Below are 21832 nucleotides of genomic sequence, written 5' to 3'. Positions count from 1 at the left end.
CGTCATGTTCAACAAGAAAAAGAAGCCCGTTCAAGCGGTTGCACGTAAACTTGTGACCAATGTGAATCCGAAATCAGTCGTTTCGGAGCAATTCCGCACGGTCCGAACGAACATTAACTTCTCAATGCCTGATAAGGATCTCAAAACATTACTGTTTACTTCATCGACGCCGGGCGAGGGCAAATCGACGAGTGCTGCAAACATCGCCATTGTTTTTGCGCAGGACGGGAAGAAAGTACTGCTCGTTGATGCGGATATGCGAAAACCAACGATGCATTACACATTCCACACAACAAATTCGACAGGGCTCTCCAACTTATTAACTAGAAAGTGGGGGTTGCAGGACGTCGTTATCGAAACAGAAATTGAAGGCCTTCACCTCGTGACATGCGGACCGATTCCGCCGAATCCAGCAGAATTGCTTGGCTCGAAAACGATGGATGTCTTGCTCGAAGAACTAATTGCAAGCTATGACATCGTTATCTTTGACGCGCCACCAATTTTATCTGTCACAGATGCGCAGATTTTGTCGAATAAATGCGATGGTACAATCCTAGTCCTGAATTCGGGTTCGACAGAGAAGGCTAGCGTTCTCAAAGCGAAAGAGGCATTGGTGTCAGCTAAAGCCAATATCCTTGGTACAATGCTGAACAATTTTGTACTTGAAAAAGATCATTACTACTACCAATATTATGGAACAGGAGAGTAAAGGGATAGATTTGTCCTTTCACTCTCTTTCTTTATTGCTGAAAGAGGAGAACTAAATGATAGATATGCATAGTCATATTCTTTTCGGTGTCGATGACGGACCGGAAACGATTGAAGACACGTTACGAATACTAGAACAAGCGGCAATCGAAGGCATTACAGATATGATTGCAACACCGCATGCATTCAGCCCACACTTCCATGTACCGCGTACTGAAATTGAAGGTCAAATCGAATTACTGAAAGATGTTATAGAGGCAGCAAAAATTCCGGTCAAGCTTCATACAGGCCAAGAAGTTCGTCTGTGTGACAATCTTGTCGAAAAGTTGCTCATGAAAGAGGCATTGACACTTGCTAACTCACGCTATCTACTACTCGAACTTCCAACACAATCGGTGCCAGCCTACACCGTAAATATTATCCAGTCCTTGCTGGGAGAAGGCTACATCCCGATAATCGCTCACCCAGAACGCAACCGGGCCATCGCAGAAAAACCCGAACGGCTCGAGCGGCTCGTCAGGCATGGTGCACTTGCACAAATCACAGCGGGCAGTGTAGCGGGTCACTTCGGGAAGAACGTTCAAAAGCTGTCACTCCAACTGATTGAAGCGAACTTGATTCATACGTACGGATCAGACGTCCATAACATGTCGACGAGACCCGCCCTGTTCGAAAAAGGGCTCGATTATTTAGAAAAGAAGAAGTTGCATAATATCGTGGATATTCTGCTAGAAAACAACGATCGTATTTTACAGGATGATTCTATGTTCCTATTAGAACCAGAAATACCAATCTCTAGAAAGTGGTGGCGATTAATTGGATGAAATGCTACTATTGTACTGGGATAAACTTTAAAAAATGATAAATTATGTGTCATTGGTTAAAAAGTCCTGTTATAATAGGAATGTTCAAATAATTCGGCGGAAGGAGAGTGGGAATATGTCGATTAAAAAGAGAATGACATACTTAGCGATTGCGGACTCCTTCATAGTTTTGTTTTCCATCTACATAGGTTATTTCATCTTGCATCCTTATATCAACGTATTTACCAACAAAATGCTGCTCATCAGCGCGATTACGATTCAAATCGCCCATCACTTCTTCGCATGGCGCTTTGGCCTATATCGAAAGGCATGGTCCTATGCGTCCATCGGTGAATTGAAGTCTATTTTCCAGGCGGTTACATTAACGATTGTAATCGTCGCAGCCGTTCAATTCACGCTTACACAAGATATTTATTTACGGGCACTTCTCCTCACATGGATGTTACATATCCTTATGCTTGGTGGGTCGAGATTGTCATGGCGGCTATTCCGGGATACGATCAATCACCGTGAGGACAAAGAAGCGAAGCGGACAATGATCGTTGGGGCTGGACAAGCTGGGAGTATGATTGTACGTCAAGTACTTCAAAACGCTGAGTCTGGCATGAAACCGGTTCTTTTTGTAGACGATGACCGTGCGAAACAAGGCCTCGAAATTTTCGATGTGAAAGTAGTCGGTGGCACGAACCAAATTCCCAATTTCGTTAAGGACAATGACATCGAAAAAATCGTTATTGCCATCCCGTCGATGGATAAACAGCAAATGGCTGACTTGATGAAATTATGTATTGAAACGGGTGTCCAAACACAAACAATTCCGCGCATTGAAGATTTAATGACGGGGAAAGTATCCGTCAATGATATGCAAGACGTGAAAATTGAAGATTTGTTAGGCCGTGACGAAGTCCAACTCGATTTAAAAGCGATTGCGGACAAGCTAACGGATAAAACCATACTCGTTACAGGCGCAGGCGGTTCCATCGGATCGGAAATTTGTCGACAAGTGAGTGCATTTAGGCCAAGTCGATTAATTCTATTAGGTCATGGTGAAAGTTCTATCTATAACATAGACATGGAATTACGCCAAAAGGTTTCAACAGATATAGAAATAATTCCAATTATCGCAGATGTCCAAGATCGAATGCGTATTTTTGATATCGTTAGTGACTATAAACCGGATGTTATGTACCATGCAGCTGCGCATAAGCATGTTCCTTTAATGGAAGCTAACCCGATGGAAGCTGTGAAGAATAATATCTTCGGTACGAAGAATGTTGCGGAAGCGGCAGATACATTCGGTGTTCCGTACTTCGTGATGGTGTCAACGGACAAAGCAGTGAACCCTCCTAATATCATGGGTGCGACGAAACGCTTTGCTGAAATGATTGTGCAGAATCTTGCGAAAGATAGTGAGACGAAATTTGCGGCAGTGCGGTTTGGTAATGTGCTTGGGTCAAGGGGAAGTGTTGTTCCTTTGTTTAAGCAACAGATTGCAAAGGGTGGTCCGGTAACAATTACAGATCCGGAGATGACTCGCTACTTTATGACGATTCCAGAAGCTTCACGGCTAGTGATTCAGGCAGGAACTTTGGCTGCTGGTGGTGAAGTGTTTGTGCTTGATATGGGGGAACCGGTGAAGATTGTGGATCTGGCGAAGAACCTGATTAAGTTGTCGGGGTATAGTGAGGAAGAAATTGGGATTGAATACTCGGGGATACGACCTGGGGAGAAGCTGTTTGAAGAACTTCTTAATGAGAATGAGCGGCAGAGTGAGTATGTGTTTCCGAAGATTTTTGTTGGGAAGGCAGAGCCGGTTGGTAAGGTTGAGATGGAGGATGTGCTTGGGAGGCTTCTTGAGATGGAGGATGAGGAGTTGAAGGGGACTTTGGTTGGGTTGGCTAATTTAAAGGTTGCTAAAGGAAAAAGAAAAGAATTACTATTAAAGAAATAAAATGAGTTCTTTAATGAAATTCATTTATTAAATAAAGCATGACAAGCTATCCAATGGTTTTAAAAATTCAAGACGGTCTATAGCTTGTCATATTGTGAAGTATATTAACCATCAGCCTGAGTAATATTGGATAGGTAGCAATCTGATATTTACATAATTTTAGAACTTGCCTACAAAATTAAAAAGAAATCAAACGCTTTTCAAAGATTAAGAAAAAGGTGAACTAAACGTTTAGCAAATTCGAAGAAAGTTACTGAGGAATTTATGGAATTTTTTTGAGATATTAGGTAAATATTATTTTTTTATTCACTCATCTCCTATAAATTCAACTTGATCTGAAAAGTTTATTTTGGGTGTTCAGATTTCTAAGTTTTGATTAGTAAACTAGTTTACCCCAGTATTAATAGTCCGGAAGGGAATGTTTGGGAATTGAAAGTTATCTTTAGCCACTCAACAGTACAGAATTATAGAGAAGCATTAATTAAAGAACTGGTAAATAAATTGCCTAATTTGAAAATTGTTTTGACATCAAAGAATAAAAGTATTAATGATAACTTTATTGAAATAAATAAATTTAAAAATATCGAATCATATAAATCGTATTCTGTATTATTGTATAATAACTTTTCTTTTTCTTTATTAAAACATGCTTTAATTGATAAATATGATGTATGGATATCCTCAATGTTAAATTCATATTCAACACATTTTGTCTTTTTGATATCTAAAATAAGAAGAAAAAAGTTTATTATTTTTACAGAGGATTGGTATAATGTGAAATCGGTGAGATTTGGTCTTATAAATTGGTATAACCAGATTATATTAAACAATGTAGATGCTCTGGTTGTAGCAAGTAGTGCATCACGTGAATATTTTCTCAATAGGGGAGTACCTGATGAAAAAATATTTGTAGCCCTTAATTCTACGGAAAATTTATCCTTAAGGAGAAAGAAGACTAATAGATTTGAGTATATTAATGAGATAACAGATTTGAAGATTCTTTTTATGAATCGACTTGAAGAAGTTAAGGGATTAGATGTTTTATTAAAAGCAATAAAAATAGTTCAGGATTCCAATAGAATAATTTCATTATTTATAGCAGGAAGTGGAAGTATGGAAAAAGACTATAAAGTGCTAGCAGACAAACTTAAATTAACTAACGTTTATTTTATAGGGAAAGTTCCGAATAATGAGATTCATGATTTGATAAAAGAAGTAGATATTTACGTTCATAGTGGGAAAGTAATAAGGGATTCAAAAGCCTCCCAAGAAGCTTGGGGATTTACAATAAATGAAGTAATAAGTTTAAATAAGCCTATAATTTCTTCGGATTCTGTAGCGGCTTCAAGAGATTTAATATCAGAAAATATAAACGGTATGATATTCGAAGAGTCTAATTATACTGAGTTGTCCGAAAAGATAAAAGAGTTTTCAGACTTACCGAAAGAGGAACAGAGAAAAATGGGAGCCAATAATAAATTTATTATTGATAAAATCACTGGGAAATCTCAAGCGGAAAAGTTTATTGATTCACTGAATTATGTGGAGAAAAATGAAAATTAAAAAAAGAAGTATTCTAGAAAATTCTATTTTTAATACTAGTATAACGATATTTTCTTCTATAATTCCTATTTTAACATTACCAATTGTAATTAGTAGAATTGGAATAGAGTCATTTGGAGAAGTAGAATATATATTAGCTACAGTAAATATATTTTTATTTTTAGGAACATTTGGTTCCAACTCTTTTATGATTCGTGAAATATCAATAAGTAAGAATCAAAAAAAAGATTTCACTTTGTTTTTATTTTTTAGGTTGATAGCAACAATTCTTAGTTTAATTATATTTAATGTTATTTCAGGAGTAATATTAAATATTGATCCTATCTTTATCATTATTTTTTCATTAATGATAATCTCTGTTGCATTTGATGTGAATTGGTATTTTAAAGGACAACAAGATTACAGGGCTTCCGCGGTAGTAAGAATTACAACTAGAATTTTTTTGCTTCCATTGGTTCTTCTTTTTGTAAAAGGAGAAAACGGGCTGTATATTTATGCCATCTTGCTAACTATTACTTTTTTTGCGTCTAATTTTATCCAGTTTTTGTATGTTAGGAAAGATATAGTAAAAGACATAAAAATATTGAAATGGAGTAACATAGTTGTTATTGGTAAAAACTCAACGCCTTTTTTTGTGAATCAATTGTTATTACAATTATATAGAAACTTAGATAAAGTAATTATAGGATTTATGTTGGGTAACTTCGTTACCGCGGCATATGCGGTGGCTATAAGAATATATTTATTTGTTTCTGGAATTATGGATTCCTATATAACAGTTTTATTACCCGCGATGAAAAAAGAAAATCAAGAAAAACTTTTCAGAGATCATTACATAATAAACCTAATATTTATATTAACGATTTCTTTCGCATTAAACATGTTTTCTGAATATGTAATTTGGTTTTTAGGGGATGGGTTGATTACTAAAAACTTTCTGAAAGTAATGACTTTCGGTTTGATATTTCTATCTTTAAGTCAGCATATTATTTATGCCTGGGTTTATCCTACCAAAAATGAAAAAAAACTTAACTTTATATTGTTAATAAGCCTACTTTTCTTTTTGACATTGTTATATGTAGAAATAAAAATTTTAGATAGTGATTTTATAGGACTATCAATAGTTATAACGGAAATATTGATTTATTCTTTATTAATAATTAATATTAAACAATATAAAAGCTTATTTTTAAAAACAATATCTTTAATCTTAATACAAATATTTTTAATACTATTTTTAAAAACAATCAATATAAATGTATTTCTATTGATTGTTTGTGGGATAGGCGCACAAACTGCGTTAATTTATATAGCATTTAAAAAAGAAGTTCTTTCAATAATAAAAGATATAGTGAATAGAAATAAAGGTAGGGTAAATAATGGCTAAAATTATTGAGTTTTTATTCCTAATCGGTATAGCAGTATCATTTCTACCAATTAAAGTATTAGGTTTAAATTTAACATTGGGCGATTTTTTTTATGTCATATGTTTTATTTTAATTCTGATTGAAAAACTTAAAATTAATAATTTGACCTTCTATAGGATGAATTTATTACATTGTATTGGATTATATTTTCTTGTCTTTGGCTCAATAATTTCAACAATGAATTCTTTAAATCCATTAGATTCCCTGTCAACCATACTACAATATATTTTTTCTTTAACTATCTTATACTATAACGTTAAGTATTTAATATTTATGAATGATGGTTATTTCAGAAAAATAATTCTGGCAATCATGTTACCTTTATCGATTTACGCTAGTATAAATTTTTTATCTTTCTTAAATATATATAACTACTTTGATTATATTATAGTTACAGGATCGGGGCGATATTCAGGTTTTTTCGGTAATCCTAATGGGTTAGGTCAATTTATGATAATGAATATTATTATTATTATTTATTTACTTTATACAGAAAAAAGAAAGAGGATTTTTCGATTTGTGCTCTACGTTTCATTAATTTTATCTTTTTTCTCCATTATGTTAGCAGCTTCATTTGGATCTATATTAACCTTGTTCACAACAATGTTAATAACAATAATAGTATTACAAAGAAAAATAAAGTTTAATAATAAAAAACTGATTTCTTTTACATTCTTATTTGCTTTGTTAACTGCTTTCTCGAATAGAATAATTGAAATAGTACAAAACTCAGCGATAGGTGATGTAATTAGAAATAGGTTAGCCACTAATTCAGATGGAATCGGTAGTTCATCAATGAGAATGGATTTAAATATTGAAGGATTATCGCATTTCTTTCAAAATCCATTAATAGGGACAGGTTATTCTCAGTTTTCCCAAATAAGTATATATAATGCGACGATACATAATACAATTATTGGTACAGCCGCAGAAGCAGGATTGTTTGGTTTAATAGGCATAATAATCTTATTGTTTTTTCCAGCAGCATATATTTTAAAGTTATATTTTAGTTCCGACATATCAATAGATAGAAATACTTTCTTCTTCTTTCTTAGTTATAGTATATATAGAATAATTGCTACAGCGAGCACTGGTCATTATATAAATAGGGAACAGTGGATAATTATATTAATAATATTTGCAACAAGAGAACATCTGGCAAATAGGAATAAGAAGTGGGGAGAAGGGGCATGAAAGTGTTGCATGTTTTACATTCAACTAATATAGGTGGAACTGAAAGAGCTGTACTTAACTATATAAGTTATAATGAAGATTCTACCATTGAAAATATTGTAATTAGTTTCAATGGCGGAGATTTGGATGAATATTACATGAACGAATCTGATTTTTATAAAGTTACAAATACAAATAGCGCAACTAAGAATTTCAGTGAAATATATTCTTTAATTAAGGAACAAAAAATCGATATTGTTTATGCATATGGTTTAAGAGCAAGTATTATAGCTCGAATAGTATCGAGGATGTTAAAAATAAAGAATATTTATGGAGTAAGAGGGTTGCAAAATAACAGTAAGGGTTTTATTGAAATTTTAAACAAGGCCACTATGATATTTGTTGATCAAATTGTTACAAATAGTGAGAGTGTAAGACAATATTTAGTTGATAACCATCAATACGGGGTTAATATAAGTACTATTCATAATGGTACTTTTATTCCTATTATACAAAGGAACTTACATTATGAAAAAGGAAAGATTTTAAGAGTAATTTGTGTAGCAAACTTTCATTTAATAAAGGGGCATGCATACTTGATAGAAGCTATATCTAATTTAATCGATAAGGGTTTTAAATTAGAGCTAACTCTTTTGGGCGAAGGTAATTGTGAAAAAGAAATAGTTAGACAGATAGAAAAATTGGAAATGCAAAATTATATTAAATTATTCGGGAAAGTTTCCGATGTATATCCATATTTATATGAAAATCATGTACTTGTTTTACCTTCATTGTCTGAAGGGCTACCAAATGCTGTAATGGAAGCTATGGCTACTGGGTTACCGATTGTATGTACGGATGTAGGTGGGTCTTCAGAGCTAGTAGGAAATATGGTAAATGGGCTATTGGTGGAGCCGAGGAATCCTAAGCAAATTGAAGAGGCGATTAGGTACCTATATGAAAACCCAGTTCGTATGAGAGAGTTGGGTGAAAAAGGGAAACAGATTATTGAGGCCGAATTTAGTTTCGCAAAACTAGTATCTAAAAATAACGGAGTTTTCAGAAGGGTTAAAAATCGGTAATGTTGTATCTAAAGGAGGCTAAATTTAATGAAATACAAAAAAATATATGACATTGCTCCGGTTTTTGTGCAAAACATAATGACATCAGTGTACGGTAAAATACTGATGGATAAGAGATACGGGAAAAAATATCGAGAACATATGAAATTTCTTAGAAGTAATTTTACTCAAATCGACCATAGCAGGTATCAACTTGAAGCATTAAATACTTTTTTGCAGTATGTATATAATAATAGTAATTACTATAGAAAAGTAATTAATCAAGAATTATTACCTTTAAAAAGTATTGCCGATTTGGATAAATTACCCATTTTAACAAAAGAGTTAATTAGATCTAAGATAGATGAAATCGTAACAGCACCGAAGAATACTCTTAGTCCCTCATTTACAGGGGGAACAACAGGGAAAAGTCTAAATATCTTTTATGATTTTGAGGATTTTGAGAAACGAGTAGCTTTCTTAGACTTTTTTAAAGAGCGTCATGGAGTTTTACATGAAATGAAAAGAGCAAGTTTTACTGGGAAAAACTTAATACCAGTTAAACAAAAGAAAAAAGTGTTCTGGAGATATAATTATCCACTTAAACAATTATTATTTTCAAGTTTTCATCTGACTGAAGAAAATATTCCCCATTATATTAAAGCTTTAAACAAGTTTAAACCGCAATCTTTAGATGGTTTTCCTAGTGTAATGGTGACCTTGGCTAAGTACATAGTTCGAAATAATATTAAACTTAGTTTTAAACTGATAGCTATCTTTCCGACGGCAGAGACGGTTTCTGATAATGACCGAGAAATAATTGAGATGGCTTTTAAAGCTAAAATGAGAAACCAATATGCCTCATCCGAAGGGGCCCCTTTTATAACTGAATGCTTGGAAGGGAATTTGCATTTGGATATAATGACTGGTGTATTTGAAAAGGTTGATAAAGATAAAGATGTAAGCGAAGTTTATGTAACTGCTTTTGAAACAAAAGGTACCCCTTTAGTCCGATACAAGATTGGTGACGTGCTTGAATTTACTAATCGTAAATGTACTTGTGGTTATAACGCTCCATTGGTAAATAGAATTATCGGGCGTAGTATGGATTTTTTGTATTCAAAAGAACGCGGAAAAATTTCCAATGCCAATATGTCAAATACAATAAAGAATCTACCGAATTCTATTATCAATATACAATTCGTTCAAGAGGTAGAAGATGAAATTGAAATACTCATTGTTAAAGATAAAACGGTATATAAGTCAAGCCATGAGAGAGATTTGTTGGATGAAATGAAAATAAGATTAGGCGAATCAATTAAGTTCTCAATTCAGTACGTAAATGAAATATCCGTTGAAAATAGTGGGAAGTACAGAATGGTTAAAAATAATATGGGAAATCTCGAGAAAATCTAGGGGGCTTATTCATTGAAAATATTAATAACTGGTGCTGCAGGTTTTATAGGTTTTAATTTGGCAGGAAAGTTATTGTTCCAGAACCATCAAGTCATTGGAATCGACAACCTAAATGATTACTACGAGGTATCACTTAAAGAAAATCGATTAAAAGAAATTAAAGATGCAAACTTTAGTTTGCATCAAATTGATCTCGAAAATCGTGAAGCTATAAATGGTGTTTTTGAAACTGAAAAGCCTGAGGTAGTAATAAATCTTGCAGCACAAGCGGGAGTTCGCTATAGCCTTGAAAATCCGCATGCCTATATAGAGTCCAATATTGTGGGATTTGTGAATATACTGGAAGCGTGTCGTCATAATAAAGTTGAGCAACTGATTTATGCTTCTTCAAGTTCAGTTTATGGGGCAAATACTTCATTACCATTCTCTACCAGTGATAATATCGATCATCCCTTAAGCTTGTATGCTGCTACGAAGAAAGCAAATGAGTTGATGGCCCATACATACAGTAGCTTATATGGCATTCCTACTACAGGTCTTCGTTTCTTCACTGTATACGGCCCTTGGGGACGTCCTGACATGGCACTCTTCAAATTCACGAAGAATATTATTGAGGGTAAGCCAATTGATGTATATAACAATGGGGATATGATGCGAGACTTTACTTATGTAGATGACATCGTTGAGGCAATTAGCCGACTCGTAGAGAAAAAAGCAAAGCCGAATCCTGAATGGTCTGGTAAGAATCCAGATCCTAGTTCGAGCTATGCTCCTTATAAAATTTATAATATCGGAAATAACAGTCCGGTAAGTTTGATGGAATTCATAGAAGCGATTGAAGAAAAGATTAACAAAAAAGCAATAAAAAATTATATGCCCCTCCAAGCCGGGGATGTACCAGCGACATATGCAAATGTTGAAGATCTTTTTCGTGATATTGATTTCCGCCCTCAAACCTCCATTAAAGATGGAGTGGGGAAATTCGTTGACTGGTATATCGATTACTACAAAGTGAAACTGTGAGGATGGGTTATATGAATCGGAAAATTGCAGTCGTTGGATTAGGATATGTAGGACTACCTGTTGCCGTAGCATTTGGGAAGAAATATCCTGTTATTGGATTTGATATTAACGAAAACCGTATTCAAACTTTGATATCAGGTACAGATTATACAAACGAAGTAGAAGTAGAAGAATTGAAAGAAGCACAGATTGACTTCACTTCTGATGGTAGTAAGTTAAAAGAAGCCAACTTCATTATTGTATCTGTTCCAACTCCGATTAATGCACATAACCAACCGGATCTGACTCCATTATTGAAAGCATCTGAGACTGTCGGGGCGAATCTTCAAAAAGGATCCATTGTCGTGTACGAATCAACTGTATATCCTGGTGCGACTGAAGATGATTGTGTTCCTGTTCTTGAGAAAGCTTCTGGATTAGAATCCGGTAAGGATTTCTTTGTTGGTTACTCTCCAGAGCGTATTAATCCAGGGGATAAGATACATACATTTACGACGATTACGAAAGTCGTTTCCGGCCAAACACCTGAAGTGTTGGAAATCGTTGCAGATGTGTATGCTAGTGTAGTTACTGCAGGTGTACATAAAGCGAGTTCTATTAAAGTGGCTGAAGCAGCAAAGGTAATTGAGAATACACAACGTGATGTGAATATTGCACTTATGAATGAACTTGCTTTAATCTTTGACCGTGTTGGCATTGATACAGCAGAGGTATTAGAGGCTGCCGGAACGAAATGGAACTTCTTGAATTTTACACCCGGTTTAGTCGGAGGTCACTGTATCGGTGTAGACCCTTACTATTTAACGCATAAAGCTGAAATGGTTGGGCATCATCCCGAAGTTATTTTAGCAGGACGTCGCATCAATGATAATATTGGGAAATATGTCGCTGAAGTATTGGTGAAAAAACTGATTAAGCTTAATTTGCCAGTACAAGGAGCAAGAGTAACTGTCCTTGGATTAACATTTAAAGAGAATGTTCCGGATTTACGAAACTCGAAAGTTATCGATGTCATCCGTGAATTACAGGAATATGGAATAGATGTTCAAGTGACTGATGCACAGGCGGATTCTGCTGAAGCTGTTCGAGAGTATGGAGTGTCTTTAGTTTCTTACGATGAACTCCTTCCTTCAGAAGCTGTTGTCCTGGCTGTTTCACATCGTGAATATATTGAAGCGGGATGGGTACAATTTGATCGATTGTTGAAGCATGGTAAAGGGATAGTTGTGGATATTAAAAGTGCTTTGGATAAAGAGAGTAAACCTGAGAAAATTGATTTGTGGAGATTATAAAACCGTAATTAGATGACAGAATAAAGCTTCATAGGAGGCACAAATGATCTTAATAACAGGATTTACGGGAAACACGGGAAGTTTGGTATTAAGTAAACTCCTGGGGAAGTATGATGCATCTGAGATTATTGGACTCACTAGAAAAGAACATATAGAAAATGAGCACAATATCAACTTGGTTTTTGGGGAACTATCTGATTCTGAAACAATTGAGAAAGTATTTCTTGAGCATAATATTCAAGGAGTTATCCACATTGCAAATATTAGGTATTCACCTTTAATCATGGAGTTGGCTAATAAATATAAAGTAGAGAGAGTAATTCTCGTACATACTACAGGTGTTTATTCAAAATATAGGGATTACAGTAAGCTTTACAGGCAAATAGAAGCCAAGATAATGAATAATTCATATCCGCATACTTCATATGTGATTGTTAGGCCGACCATGATTTATGGTAACGAACGAGATCATAATATGCATAAGTTAATAAAATTCTTGAATAAGTATCCTGCTTTTCCTGTGTTCGGGGATGGGTCTGCTTTGATGCAGCCTGTCCATGTTGAAGACCTTGCTGATGGTATTGTATTAGCTTTTGAAAATAGTGATATTAGTAATGAGGACTTTGATCTATCGGGTGGCAGTGTTGTTGAATACAAAAAAGTTTTAAAACTTATAAAAAATGAATTAAATAAAAAGGTGTTCTTTGCTCATATACCACTGGGCACGGCAATATTAGCAGCTAAAATATACAATAAAGCATTTCGAAAAGCCATTATCACGGTGGAACAAGTAGAACGCCTACAAGAAGACAAAGCTTATCCTAATGCTAAGGCAAAGGGGATTATTGGATTTAATCCAAGGTCTTTTGAAGAAGGAATTATCCAGGAAGTACGGCTGCTTAAATCTAAAGGATTGATTAAATGAAAGTATTACAACTAACAGCGGTGGATTTTACGGTGAAGAAATTTCTACTTCCACTTGTAGATGAAATGAATGATCAGAACTACGATGTTCACATAGCTTGCAACAAAGGTGAAATCGGCAGGGAGATTGAATCTAAAGGGTATGTGGTGCACCACATACCCTTTAGTCGAAATTTAAATGTTATTAGCCATTTCAAGAGTCTGATGGCATTGGTTCGACTTATGAAAAAAGAAAAGTTTGATATTGTGCACTCTCATACTCCTATAGCGAGTCTTATTGGCAGAGTAGCAGCAGTATTAGCAAAGGTTCCATTAAATGTTTATACAGCACATGGTTTTTATTTTCACGAGAACATGAAACCATACGCTTATAAAATTGCGTATATGATTGAGAAGTTTTGGGGTAAATACTTTTCGGATTTCCTTTTCTTTCAAAGCAAGGAGGATTACGAGCTTGCTTTAAATAACCGTTTCCAAAAACCGGATAGACTTGTACATATCAATAATGGCGTTTCAAGTGAGCGGTTTACTCCATCTAATTACAATCGAGGCGAAATTAGAAAATCACTTGGAATTAACGATGAAAAAGTTATTATGTTCATTGGCAGATTAGTCCGAGAAAAAGGGATTGTTGAATTAATTGAGTCTTTTGATGCGGTATTAAAGGAAGTAGAAGATGCAATCTTGATAATAGTTGGCGGCTCTGTAACAGGAGACCGTGATGGAATTGATTTGGATCTGATAATTAAGTCGCTTCCACAAGATAGGCAAGACAGGATCAAACTTTTAGGTTTAAGAGATGATATACCCGAATTATTGTCTGCTTCTGATTTATTTGTATTGCCGTCTTATCGAGAAGGACTACCGCGGTCAATTATTGAAGCGATGGCAATGGGGAAACCAGTTGTCGCGACCGATATTAGAGGATGCCGTGAAGAAGTATTCCCAAATATTAATGGATATTTGTGTAAGGACAAAGATAGTGGATCCTTAGCTGCTGCAATAATTAATGTGCTCAGCGATGATGAGAAATTGACGGAGTTCGGTGAGAATTCTCGTAGAATCTTCCTTGATGAATTTGATGAAAAAGTTGTTTTAGAAAGACAACTAAAAGTATTTAACAAGTTTAGAGAGGTAGAAAAGCATGTTTGAAGCATTAAAAAGGGTAATGGATATAATCCTATCATTCTTAGCGATTGTGGTATTTGGAATTCCAATGCTACTTGTGGCTTTATTAATCAAACTGGACTCAAAAGGTCCAGTTATTTTTAAACAGAAACGCCCTGGGAAAGATAAAAGCTTGTTTAACATCTATAAGTTCCGTACGATGAGAACTGATACGCCTAATGTATCGACCGAAGACTTAGGCGACCCATCTCAATACATAACGAAGCTGGGTATGTTCCTGCGTAAATCTAGCTTGGACGAACTACCCCAGCTATTTAACATTCTAATGGGGCATATGTCGATTGTAGGACCCAGGCCAGCTCTTTACAACCAGTACGAGCTTATTGGGATGCGTGATGAGGTAGGAGCAAACAACATTCGTCCTGGACTTACAGGTTATGCACAGGTAATGGGACGAGACCTTATTTCAGATCAGGAAAAGGTCGGTTTTGATAAGTATTACGTAGAGCACATGAACCTGTGGTTGGATGTTAAGATTATTTGGTGGACTGCGAAAAGTGTTGTGAATTCTGAAGGGGTACGCGTTGAGTAATGAGGTTAACATGTTAACCTGTCTTTTTGATAATTGAACATATTAAGGTAATCTCAATTAACTTGGAAAAAGAGACTATTCCAGTTGATTGAGATTCTTTTTATTGGATTTATGAAACTATCAGACAGCACTTTTATTTCGAGTAACAGAAGTGTTGAATTTTGAGGAAATTTAATAGCATGGAGATGATACTATGAATAAACGAATTATAGCTTATGCATTTATGTCACTTAGCTTATTGCTTAGCATTATTTTTTATGGAGATGTATTAGTAAACATATCTAGCGAAATCCAATTAGCAACAGTAGTCGGATTATCGGCTATTGCATCCGGTGTAACGGGCATAATTATGAGCCTTTCATCAAAGAAAGTGGCAAACTTTGAAGCAATTCGAGAGTACTTTCAACAAGGTGATACTCCCGAGATGCTCAAGAATAGAAGTAAAATCTATGATACGGAAGTTGAAGGAGTAAAAATAGATCATACTGCGGCAGCCGAGATTTGTGGTTTATATCATTTTTGGGGAATGATGGTTTCAAAAGGTTATTTACCCTTTTGGATATTCAAAAGCTCCTCAGGATATTCTGTCGTCAAATTATTTTTTTTGCTAGAACCATATATCATGGAGAGACGAATGGCTTCCAACAAGTATTACGCTGAAGGTTTTGAGCAACTTGCGAAAAAGATTAAAAAGAAATATAAGTACGAGTACATACCTGAAGAAAGAATGGATCAACAGGAAGTCTAAGAGATAAAGAAAGTTTTGTTGTAAAGCTTACTTGGCTATGACCATAGCATGGGCAATATCGTAGCACGAGTAGGTCATGCTACGGTTTGAAGTATTGGACAAACGTGTGAAGTCTGTCGTGATGTATTTGGACGCGGGGATACCGAAATACGTCCCGTGTAGGAGCCATTGCACATGCAGCCATCGATTAAGGACTGAAGATTTTATTCACATGGAAAAGGTGTCATCCAAATATTACCCAATAAGTTGAAAGCTTCTTTTAATCGAATTGATAATTATACTAAACCATAAAAAGGAGGGGTTTTATGATGAGCGGGCTAACAGGAAATCCATTGATAATGCCTTTAGAAAACTTATTTTCTGTATTTGAAAGTTTAAATAGTTTGAATGAAAAGTTCGAGAAATTTGGAGCAGGTGAAAAGATAACTTTTATTATTATAGGACTTATTCTTGCAGTGCCGGTATTATTATTTTTCACCAGACTGTTATTTGAAAATAATAGTCTTACATCATTTGATATTAAACTTTTGCACAAAAAAGAACATGCAAAGTTTATTTTCGGAAAATCTATTTCTACATTAATTCTTTTATCTGTAATCTTTTTTATAATAAATTTACTTGGGATGTTTTTAGTAAGTCAAATAACTTTTTTCGAGTATGCTGTAATAGTTATTATACTTTTATGCTTAACTATATATATTTGCGTAGTCATATTACTAATTCTTGCTTGGACTTTTAATGGTTTAAAGTTCCTGTTTTCCAAAATGTTTAATAGAAATTTCGCGTTTCGACCGTTAACAATAAATATTATCATTAGCCCGATTAAAGCAAGATTCCCAAAATTAATAGAAACGATAATCATGTTCTTTCTGGCCATTATTGGATCCTTTAATATGCATTTATTGTCTGATTCGGCTTACATGTTAGAATCGGTAGCGCTAAACATTATATTCACTGTTTTCTTAATCATACTTCAGGCATTATTTTTAATATATATTCTATTTCCAAAAAGCACAAAAAAATTTATTTTATTAGAGGTCTCTCCTACTTTACCCGAATTTGAACTTATACTTGATTACTACATAGATGATAAAACTTCTGTATTAAATAACCCAGATGGATCGAGAAAAGTTATTAAGAAGTTGATTGGGGAAACTTATATTTATGAGATATATCGAGTATCTGTGTAAGGGGAACTGCTCACTTGATTTTATTGTTTATATCCAGCAATTGAAGATGCCACAGAGTCGCATGGTTCTTTATACAAAGGGAAGAAAAGCGGTTAGTTTGGCCGATTTGGTATTTATTCATTAAATATCAGGTACCACTGTGGTTTGAACCCTTTATTTCGGACACAATTCATTACAATTACATATTTATAAGTCTTCGATTAGGTATTTACTATAATATCTAATCTTTTTTTGCGTTTTTATTCAATTGCGTGAATTGTTTGTTGTTTCTTCTTGCATAGGTACCGATTTTAAAGGGTACCTTAAAATTTTGCTATCTACTCTTGTTCACAAGCAGTTCTTTACTCTGTTCCTAGGCTTACTAGTATACTTAACGGATGATAGAACTCCCGCGTATAATTGTGTGTAGAAAAATACAAAGTATAGAAATTAATTGAATTTACTAATAGAAAGTGGGAAGATACGTGGCAATTATTCAAGTGTCTCAGCGTGAAGGATCCAACTACAAAACCATTCAGGTTGCAGTAGAGACAGCTCTACCAGGAGATACAGTGGAAGTTGATGAAGGTGTTTATGATGAACATGTGACAATCGATAAGCTGCTCGTTCTTCGAAGTTCAGAAGGTGAAGCGAGCTCAGTTCGTCTAACAGGAAGTGTTCGTATCGCGACAACGGAAGAAGTGCGTATCGAATCGATCGGTATTGGAGGAGGCACTGGTCCAGTGGACTATGGTTTACATATCGAAACAGGAGATGTAACGCTTCACCACTGTCTTTTCTCTGAGATTCAAGGAGTTGCAATGCGAGTTGATGCAGCTGCAAAAGTATCCGCAGAGCATTCGATCTTTCAAAAAAACATACAAGGGATTGAGGTATTAGGGCGTTTGGCTTTGTTCGAATGCATAGTAGAAGACACGATCAAGTCTGCACAAATTAGTGTGCGCGCAGGAGGAGAAGTCGCGGTAACGAATTCCGGAATTTTAAGTGGGCAAGAAGAAGGCCTTTGCTTGTATGAAACGAGTCGAGCAACAATCACCAAAAGTTCATTCATCGGGAATCGCGGGGTTCAACTTCGTTTGGAACAAGACAGTTCTATGGACGTAGAAAGTACGAATTTTTATTTTGGACATGTCCAAGGAATCTATTGTGATCAATCTAAGGGTGTCCTGAAAAATTGTGTCTTTAAAAACCAGAGTTTGGAGCATGTAGCATTTACGAATGGATCCCATATCGAAGTCGAGGCAAGTACGTTTGAAAATGGTGAGGCTGAAGGAATGAACGTCAGTGGTTCATCAGTTGAGCTATCCGACTCACAGTTTAAAAACCAAAAAGGAGACCAAATTTCCTGTAACGAACAAAGCAAACTCGCGATTACAAAAACCCAGATCCTTTCGGGTGCGTCTAGAGGAATTGTTTCCGAAAATTCCACGTGTACACTCATCGAATCTGAAGTAAAGTACAATCAGATGACGCAACTCTCTGCGTTTACTCAAAGCGTGTTCACGATTCTGGGTTGTGAAATTGAGAGTGGAACCAATAAAGGAGTTTACGTGACAAGTAGTCAAGTGACTATTTCGGATTCTCTTATTAGCCATCATAGTGGTGTACAGATTTTTGCTTCTGAACAATCGGAAGTAATTCTGTCGAATACCGCAGTAAAGAGTGGGGATAGTGCAGGGATAGTTGTGAAAGAATCCGAGTTGACGGCAGCCAATTGCATCATCTTCGGTCATAAGGGATCCAACGTTTTACTCAGTGCTGCGGCTAAAGCAGAAATTACCGATTGCAAAATATCGAGTGGCGATAAGAACGGCATACTTGCAGGTCCTGAAGTAGTTATTTCAGTAGAACGGTCAATTTTGTTCAATCATAAAAGGCCACAAATAAGAGCAACGGAATCTGCAGAAGTCTTTATAACGGAGTGTGAAATCTATGACGGTAAATCGTCAGGAATCGTCTTGAGTAAGGTGGAGCGTACTGAAGTGACGGTAACTCGAGTACATGGTCATCGTGATGATCAAATCATCTTGCAAGATTGTTCGGATGCTGTATTCACTGGGGTGCAAGTGATGAATGGAAAGAAGGCTGGACTGAGACTCGAGCGTTCGGTTCCGGTTCTTAACGACTGTTCTTTTGAGAACAACCAAGCAGGAGATTTAGTCCGCTTTGATGACAGTGTTCCTGTGCTCACCGATACGGACTTGCAGGTTCCACCAATCACTAGTAAATTAGGCGGCAGTGCTGGACATTCCTCTACTGTAGATTCATCACCTACTGATCAGGTGGATGTTTTCATGAATGGTTTGAACGGGTTTATTGGACTGGAAGATGTGAAAGACAAAATCCAGGAGTTTAAAAACGTAAGCGACATTAACCAATTCAAATTAGAGCGTGGAATGAAAGCTAATCCGATGGTAGCGCCTCATATGGTCTTTCAAGGTAATCCGGGCACTGGTAAAACGACAGTCGCTCGGCTTATAGGAAAGATTTTTAAGGAACTAGGTTTATTAAAGACAGGCCACGTAACTGAAGTGAAGCGGGAAGATCTTGTTGGAACGCATGTTGGTGAATCAGAAGAACGAACGAAAGTAATTATTAAGGAAGCTATGGGTGGCGTCCTCTTTATAGACGAAGCGTATACGCTTGTAGCAGGGGGCAATTCTAGTAAGGATTACGGAAAAAAAGTAATTGAAACGTTGCTGCCTGCAATGGAAAATTCTCGCGGTGAATTCATTGTCATCGCGGCAGGCTATACCGAAGAAATGAGCCGTTTCCTAGCGTCTAATCCGGGATTGAAAGATCGTTTTACTGAAAAGATTCACTTTCAAGACTATACACCAGATGAGTTGCTTCAAATCTTCCTTAGCCAGTGTGAAGGAAGCCATGTGCTTACTCCTGCTGCCAAACAAGCAGTTTATGAGGAGTTCGTGGAACGTTATCGTATGCGCGATGAAACATTTAGTAACGCTCGAATGGCACGTATACTATACGATCAAATCGGGCTTGCTCAGTCGATGAGAATTGCGAAACTTCCGCGTGAAGAGTGGACGGAGAAGGTATTGACGACGTTTGAAGAACAAGACGTTGTACAAGCGGTACAAGAGCGTGGAGTGAAGACGTACGAAGTTCCAATCGATGAAGTACTACTCGCCCATAAACGTGCAGAACTCCATCAGTTTATCGGCCTTGGTTCTGTAAAGGCTGAAATAGATAAAATGATTGAATTAATGAGATACTACAAACGAGAAAATCATTCTACAGAGAAATTGATGAACCACACGCTGTTGATTGGTAAACCAGGGACAGGTAAAACCGAGGTCGGTCGTGTGCTCGCTGGTATTTATCAAGCGCTTGGATTATTAGAACGAGGCGATCTGATTGAAGTAGATCGCAGCGATTTAGTCGGTAGTCATATTGGTGAAACGGAGAAGCTGACAGCCGGGCTGATTGAACGAGCGATGGGTAGTGCGTTGTTTATTGATGAAGCGTACACACTTGCGAGTGGTGGAGAGAATGACTTCGGGAAAAAAGCAGTGGACGTGTTGCTGAAAAAAATGTCCGATCGACAAGGAGAGTTCCTATTAATTGCCGCTGGGTACGAAAAAGAAATGAATCGTTTCTTAGACAGCAACCCCGGACTCCGTCGACGTTTCGGACTAACGCTCCATTTTGAAGATTATACACCAAAGGAATTAATGGAGATTACCGACCTTTATCGTAAAGGGTACGGCATAACAGATGAAGCAAAGCGTGCATTAGTTCGTCACTATGAAGAGATTTATGCGCGTAGAGATAGTCATTTCGGAAATGCCGGTCTTGCTAAAAAAATAGCGAAAGAAATAACGCGTAAAGTCGATTATCGAATGGCTGTGGCGAGCAATAAACAAAATAGGCTTGCTCTCGAAAAAGAAATTACGAAGGATGATTTAGTTTTGTTGGAGAGTTGAATGATTTGTTGTTTAATTTCAGGTACCTGATACTATTCCGACGATAATTTCAGGTGCCTGTGCAAGAAAATATTTTGACAATTCACTACAATTACATATTTATGAAAAGGAGATTAGATAGGTACCTAACTATCTAATCTTTATTGGGTTTTTATACTATTGGTTGAATTGTTTGTTGTATTTTGTTGCACAGGTACACAAACAATTATACTTCATCATCATGAACAAAGAGTTGAAGGACCAATAATTGAGATGCCTAGTAGATACCATGATCTAGGAAACAAAAGACAGCATCCATTTGGAAATAAGGGTGGAGTTGGCGGTGGAGAAGCGAGGCAGGAATTCAATAAATGGCGTAAAGAATATTGGAAAGCAAGATATGCCAATGAAATGATTAAAAGGGGGATAATTGAATGAAAATAGAATTGTTAAATGCAATTGATGAAGAGTTTGAAATGTGCCCTGAAGCCTTTGGAGGGCCTGTTAATATTGAGGAAGTAATACAAGCTGAAGATGAACTCAAAGTAAAATTACCAGAGGATTATAAAAATTTTCTTTTGAGGTATGGTTCGGGAGCAGTTGGTGAAGCAATTGTTTTAGGATTGAGAGAGGCGGAATTTTTTGCTACACCTTCATTTGTAGAGAAATCTCTACAGTTTAGAAATATTCTTCCTGAAGGGCATGAGAATTTTATTGTTATTGGACTAGACGGTGCAGGAAATCCAGTAGGTTTTAATTCTTCTAATACAGAAATCATTACATTTGACTTTGATTTTGGTGGAAAAGAAATAATAGCAGGAAGTTTTGAAGAATATTTAGAAAAAGCGATTCGAGAAGAATTGAATATACATTTTTAATCAAGAGC

Annotated in this window: 18 protein-coding genes; all 18 read left to right on the top strand. The window is 36.0% G+C overall.

Annotated elements, in window-relative coordinates; translation table 11 throughout:
• Positions 1-4 precede the first annotated feature (4 nt).
• The 18 genes from ACGLYD_RS15580 (at position 5) to ACGLYD_RS15495 (ending at position 21824) form a co-directional block, all read left to right on the top strand.
• Positions 5-709, top strand: a complete 705-nt coding sequence (locus ACGLYD_RS15580) for a CpsD/CapB family tyrosine-protein kinase (protein ID WP_338655168.1) — start codon at positions 5-7, stop codon at positions 707-709.
• 55 nt (positions 710-764) lie between these two features.
• Positions 765-1532 carry a tyrosine-protein phosphatase gene (locus tag ACGLYD_RS15575; RefSeq protein ID WP_399629034.1) on the top strand — a complete coding sequence of 256 codons (768 nt, stop codon included), beginning with the start codon at positions 765-767 and terminating at the stop codon, positions 1530-1532.
• Positions 1533-1647: 115 nt separating this feature from the next.
• The gene (locus tag ACGLYD_RS15570; RefSeq protein WP_399629031.1) at positions 1648-3483 is read left to right on the top strand and encodes a polysaccharide biosynthesis protein; all 1836 of its coding nucleotides are present in this window, start codon (positions 1648-1650) and stop codon (positions 3481-3483) included.
• Positions 3484-3912: 429 nt separating this feature from the next.
• Positions 3913-5046, top strand: a complete 1134-nt coding sequence (locus ACGLYD_RS15565) for a glycosyltransferase (RefSeq protein WP_399629028.1) — start codon at positions 3913-3915, stop codon at positions 5044-5046.
• Positions 5036-6433: an oligosaccharide flippase family protein gene (locus ACGLYD_RS15560; RefSeq protein WP_399629025.1), complete on the top strand. Its 1398-nt coding sequence runs from the start codon at positions 5036-5038 to the stop codon at positions 6431-6433. Before ACGLYD_RS15565 ends, ACGLYD_RS15560 begins: the two co-directional genes overlap by 11 nt.
• On the top strand, positions 6426-7667 hold the full coding sequence (locus ACGLYD_RS15555) for an O-antigen ligase family protein (protein ID WP_399629022.1): 1242 nt from the start codon (positions 6426-6428) through the stop codon (positions 7665-7667). Before ACGLYD_RS15560 ends, ACGLYD_RS15555 begins: the two co-directional genes overlap by 8 nt.
• Positions 7664-8728 (top strand): glycosyltransferase, encoded by a 1065-nt coding sequence (locus ACGLYD_RS15550; protein WP_399629020.1) that lies wholly within the window; start codon positions 7664-7666, stop codon positions 8726-8728. Before ACGLYD_RS15555 ends, ACGLYD_RS15550 begins: the two co-directional genes overlap by 4 nt.
• A gap of 27 nt (positions 8729-8755) precedes the next feature.
• Entirely contained in the window at positions 8756-10123 is a 1368-nt protein-coding gene (locus ACGLYD_RS15545; RefSeq protein WP_399629018.1) for a phenylacetate--CoA ligase family protein, read from the top strand.
• A gap of 12 nt (positions 10124-10135) precedes the next feature.
• Positions 10136-11146, top strand: coding sequence for an NAD-dependent epimerase (locus tag ACGLYD_RS15540; protein ID WP_399629015.1), 1011 nt, complete (start codon positions 10136-10138; stop codon positions 11144-11146).
• A gap of 11 nt (positions 11147-11157) precedes the next feature.
• Positions 11158-12438, top strand: coding sequence for a nucleotide sugar dehydrogenase (locus ACGLYD_RS15535; protein WP_399629012.1), 1281 nt, complete (start codon positions 11158-11160; stop codon positions 12436-12438).
• Between the two features lie 43 nt (positions 12439-12481).
• On the top strand, positions 12482-13363 hold the full coding sequence (locus ACGLYD_RS15530) for an NAD-dependent epimerase/dehydratase family protein (protein WP_399629009.1): 882 nt from the start codon (positions 12482-12484) through the stop codon (positions 13361-13363).
• Positions 13360-14514 (top strand): glycosyltransferase family 4 protein, encoded by a 1155-nt coding sequence (locus ACGLYD_RS15525; protein ID WP_399629006.1) that lies wholly within the window; start codon positions 13360-13362, stop codon positions 14512-14514. The genes ACGLYD_RS15530 and ACGLYD_RS15525 overlap by 4 nt, the downstream gene beginning before the upstream one ends.
• Positions 14507-15082 (top strand): sugar transferase, encoded by a 576-nt coding sequence (locus ACGLYD_RS15520; protein WP_399629003.1) that lies wholly within the window; start codon positions 14507-14509, stop codon positions 15080-15082. Before ACGLYD_RS15525 ends, ACGLYD_RS15520 begins: the two co-directional genes overlap by 8 nt.
• Positions 15083-15275: 193 nt before the next feature.
• A complete protein-coding gene (locus tag ACGLYD_RS15515; RefSeq protein ID WP_399629001.1) occupies positions 15276-15830 on the top strand; it encodes a hypothetical protein in 555 nt (184 codons plus the stop codon).
• A 305-nt stretch (positions 15831-16135) separates the two neighbouring features.
• Positions 16136-17020 (top strand): hypothetical protein, encoded by an 885-nt coding sequence (locus ACGLYD_RS15510; RefSeq protein ID WP_399628998.1) that lies wholly within the window; start codon positions 16136-16138, stop codon positions 17018-17020.
• 464 nt (positions 17021-17484) lie between these two features.
• Complete coding sequence (locus tag ACGLYD_RS15505; RefSeq protein WP_399628996.1) at positions 17485-20967, top strand: right-handed parallel beta-helix repeat-containing protein; 3483 nt, start codon at positions 17485-17487, stop codon at positions 20965-20967.
• A 159-nt stretch (positions 20968-21126) separates the two neighbouring features.
• Entirely contained in the window at positions 21127-21384 is a 258-nt protein-coding gene (locus tag ACGLYD_RS15500) for an HNH/ENDO VII family nuclease (RefSeq protein ID WP_340740795.1), read from the top strand.
• Positions 21381-21824: an SMI1/KNR4 family protein gene (locus ACGLYD_RS15495; RefSeq protein ID WP_399628993.1), complete on the top strand. Its 444-nt coding sequence runs from the start codon at positions 21381-21383 to the stop codon at positions 21822-21824. Before ACGLYD_RS15500 ends, ACGLYD_RS15495 begins: the two co-directional genes overlap by 4 nt.
• The last annotated feature ends 8 nt before the right edge of the window (positions 21825-21832 follow it).

It is taken from the genome of Sporosarcina sp. SG10008 (assembly GCF_044569405.1).
Classification (GTDB): Bacteria; Bacillota; Bacilli; order Bacillales_A; family Planococcaceae; genus Sporosarcina; species Sporosarcina psychrophila.
Note: the sequence above shows the minus strand (reverse complement) of the source record. Positions and strands in the feature narration are given on the sequence as shown.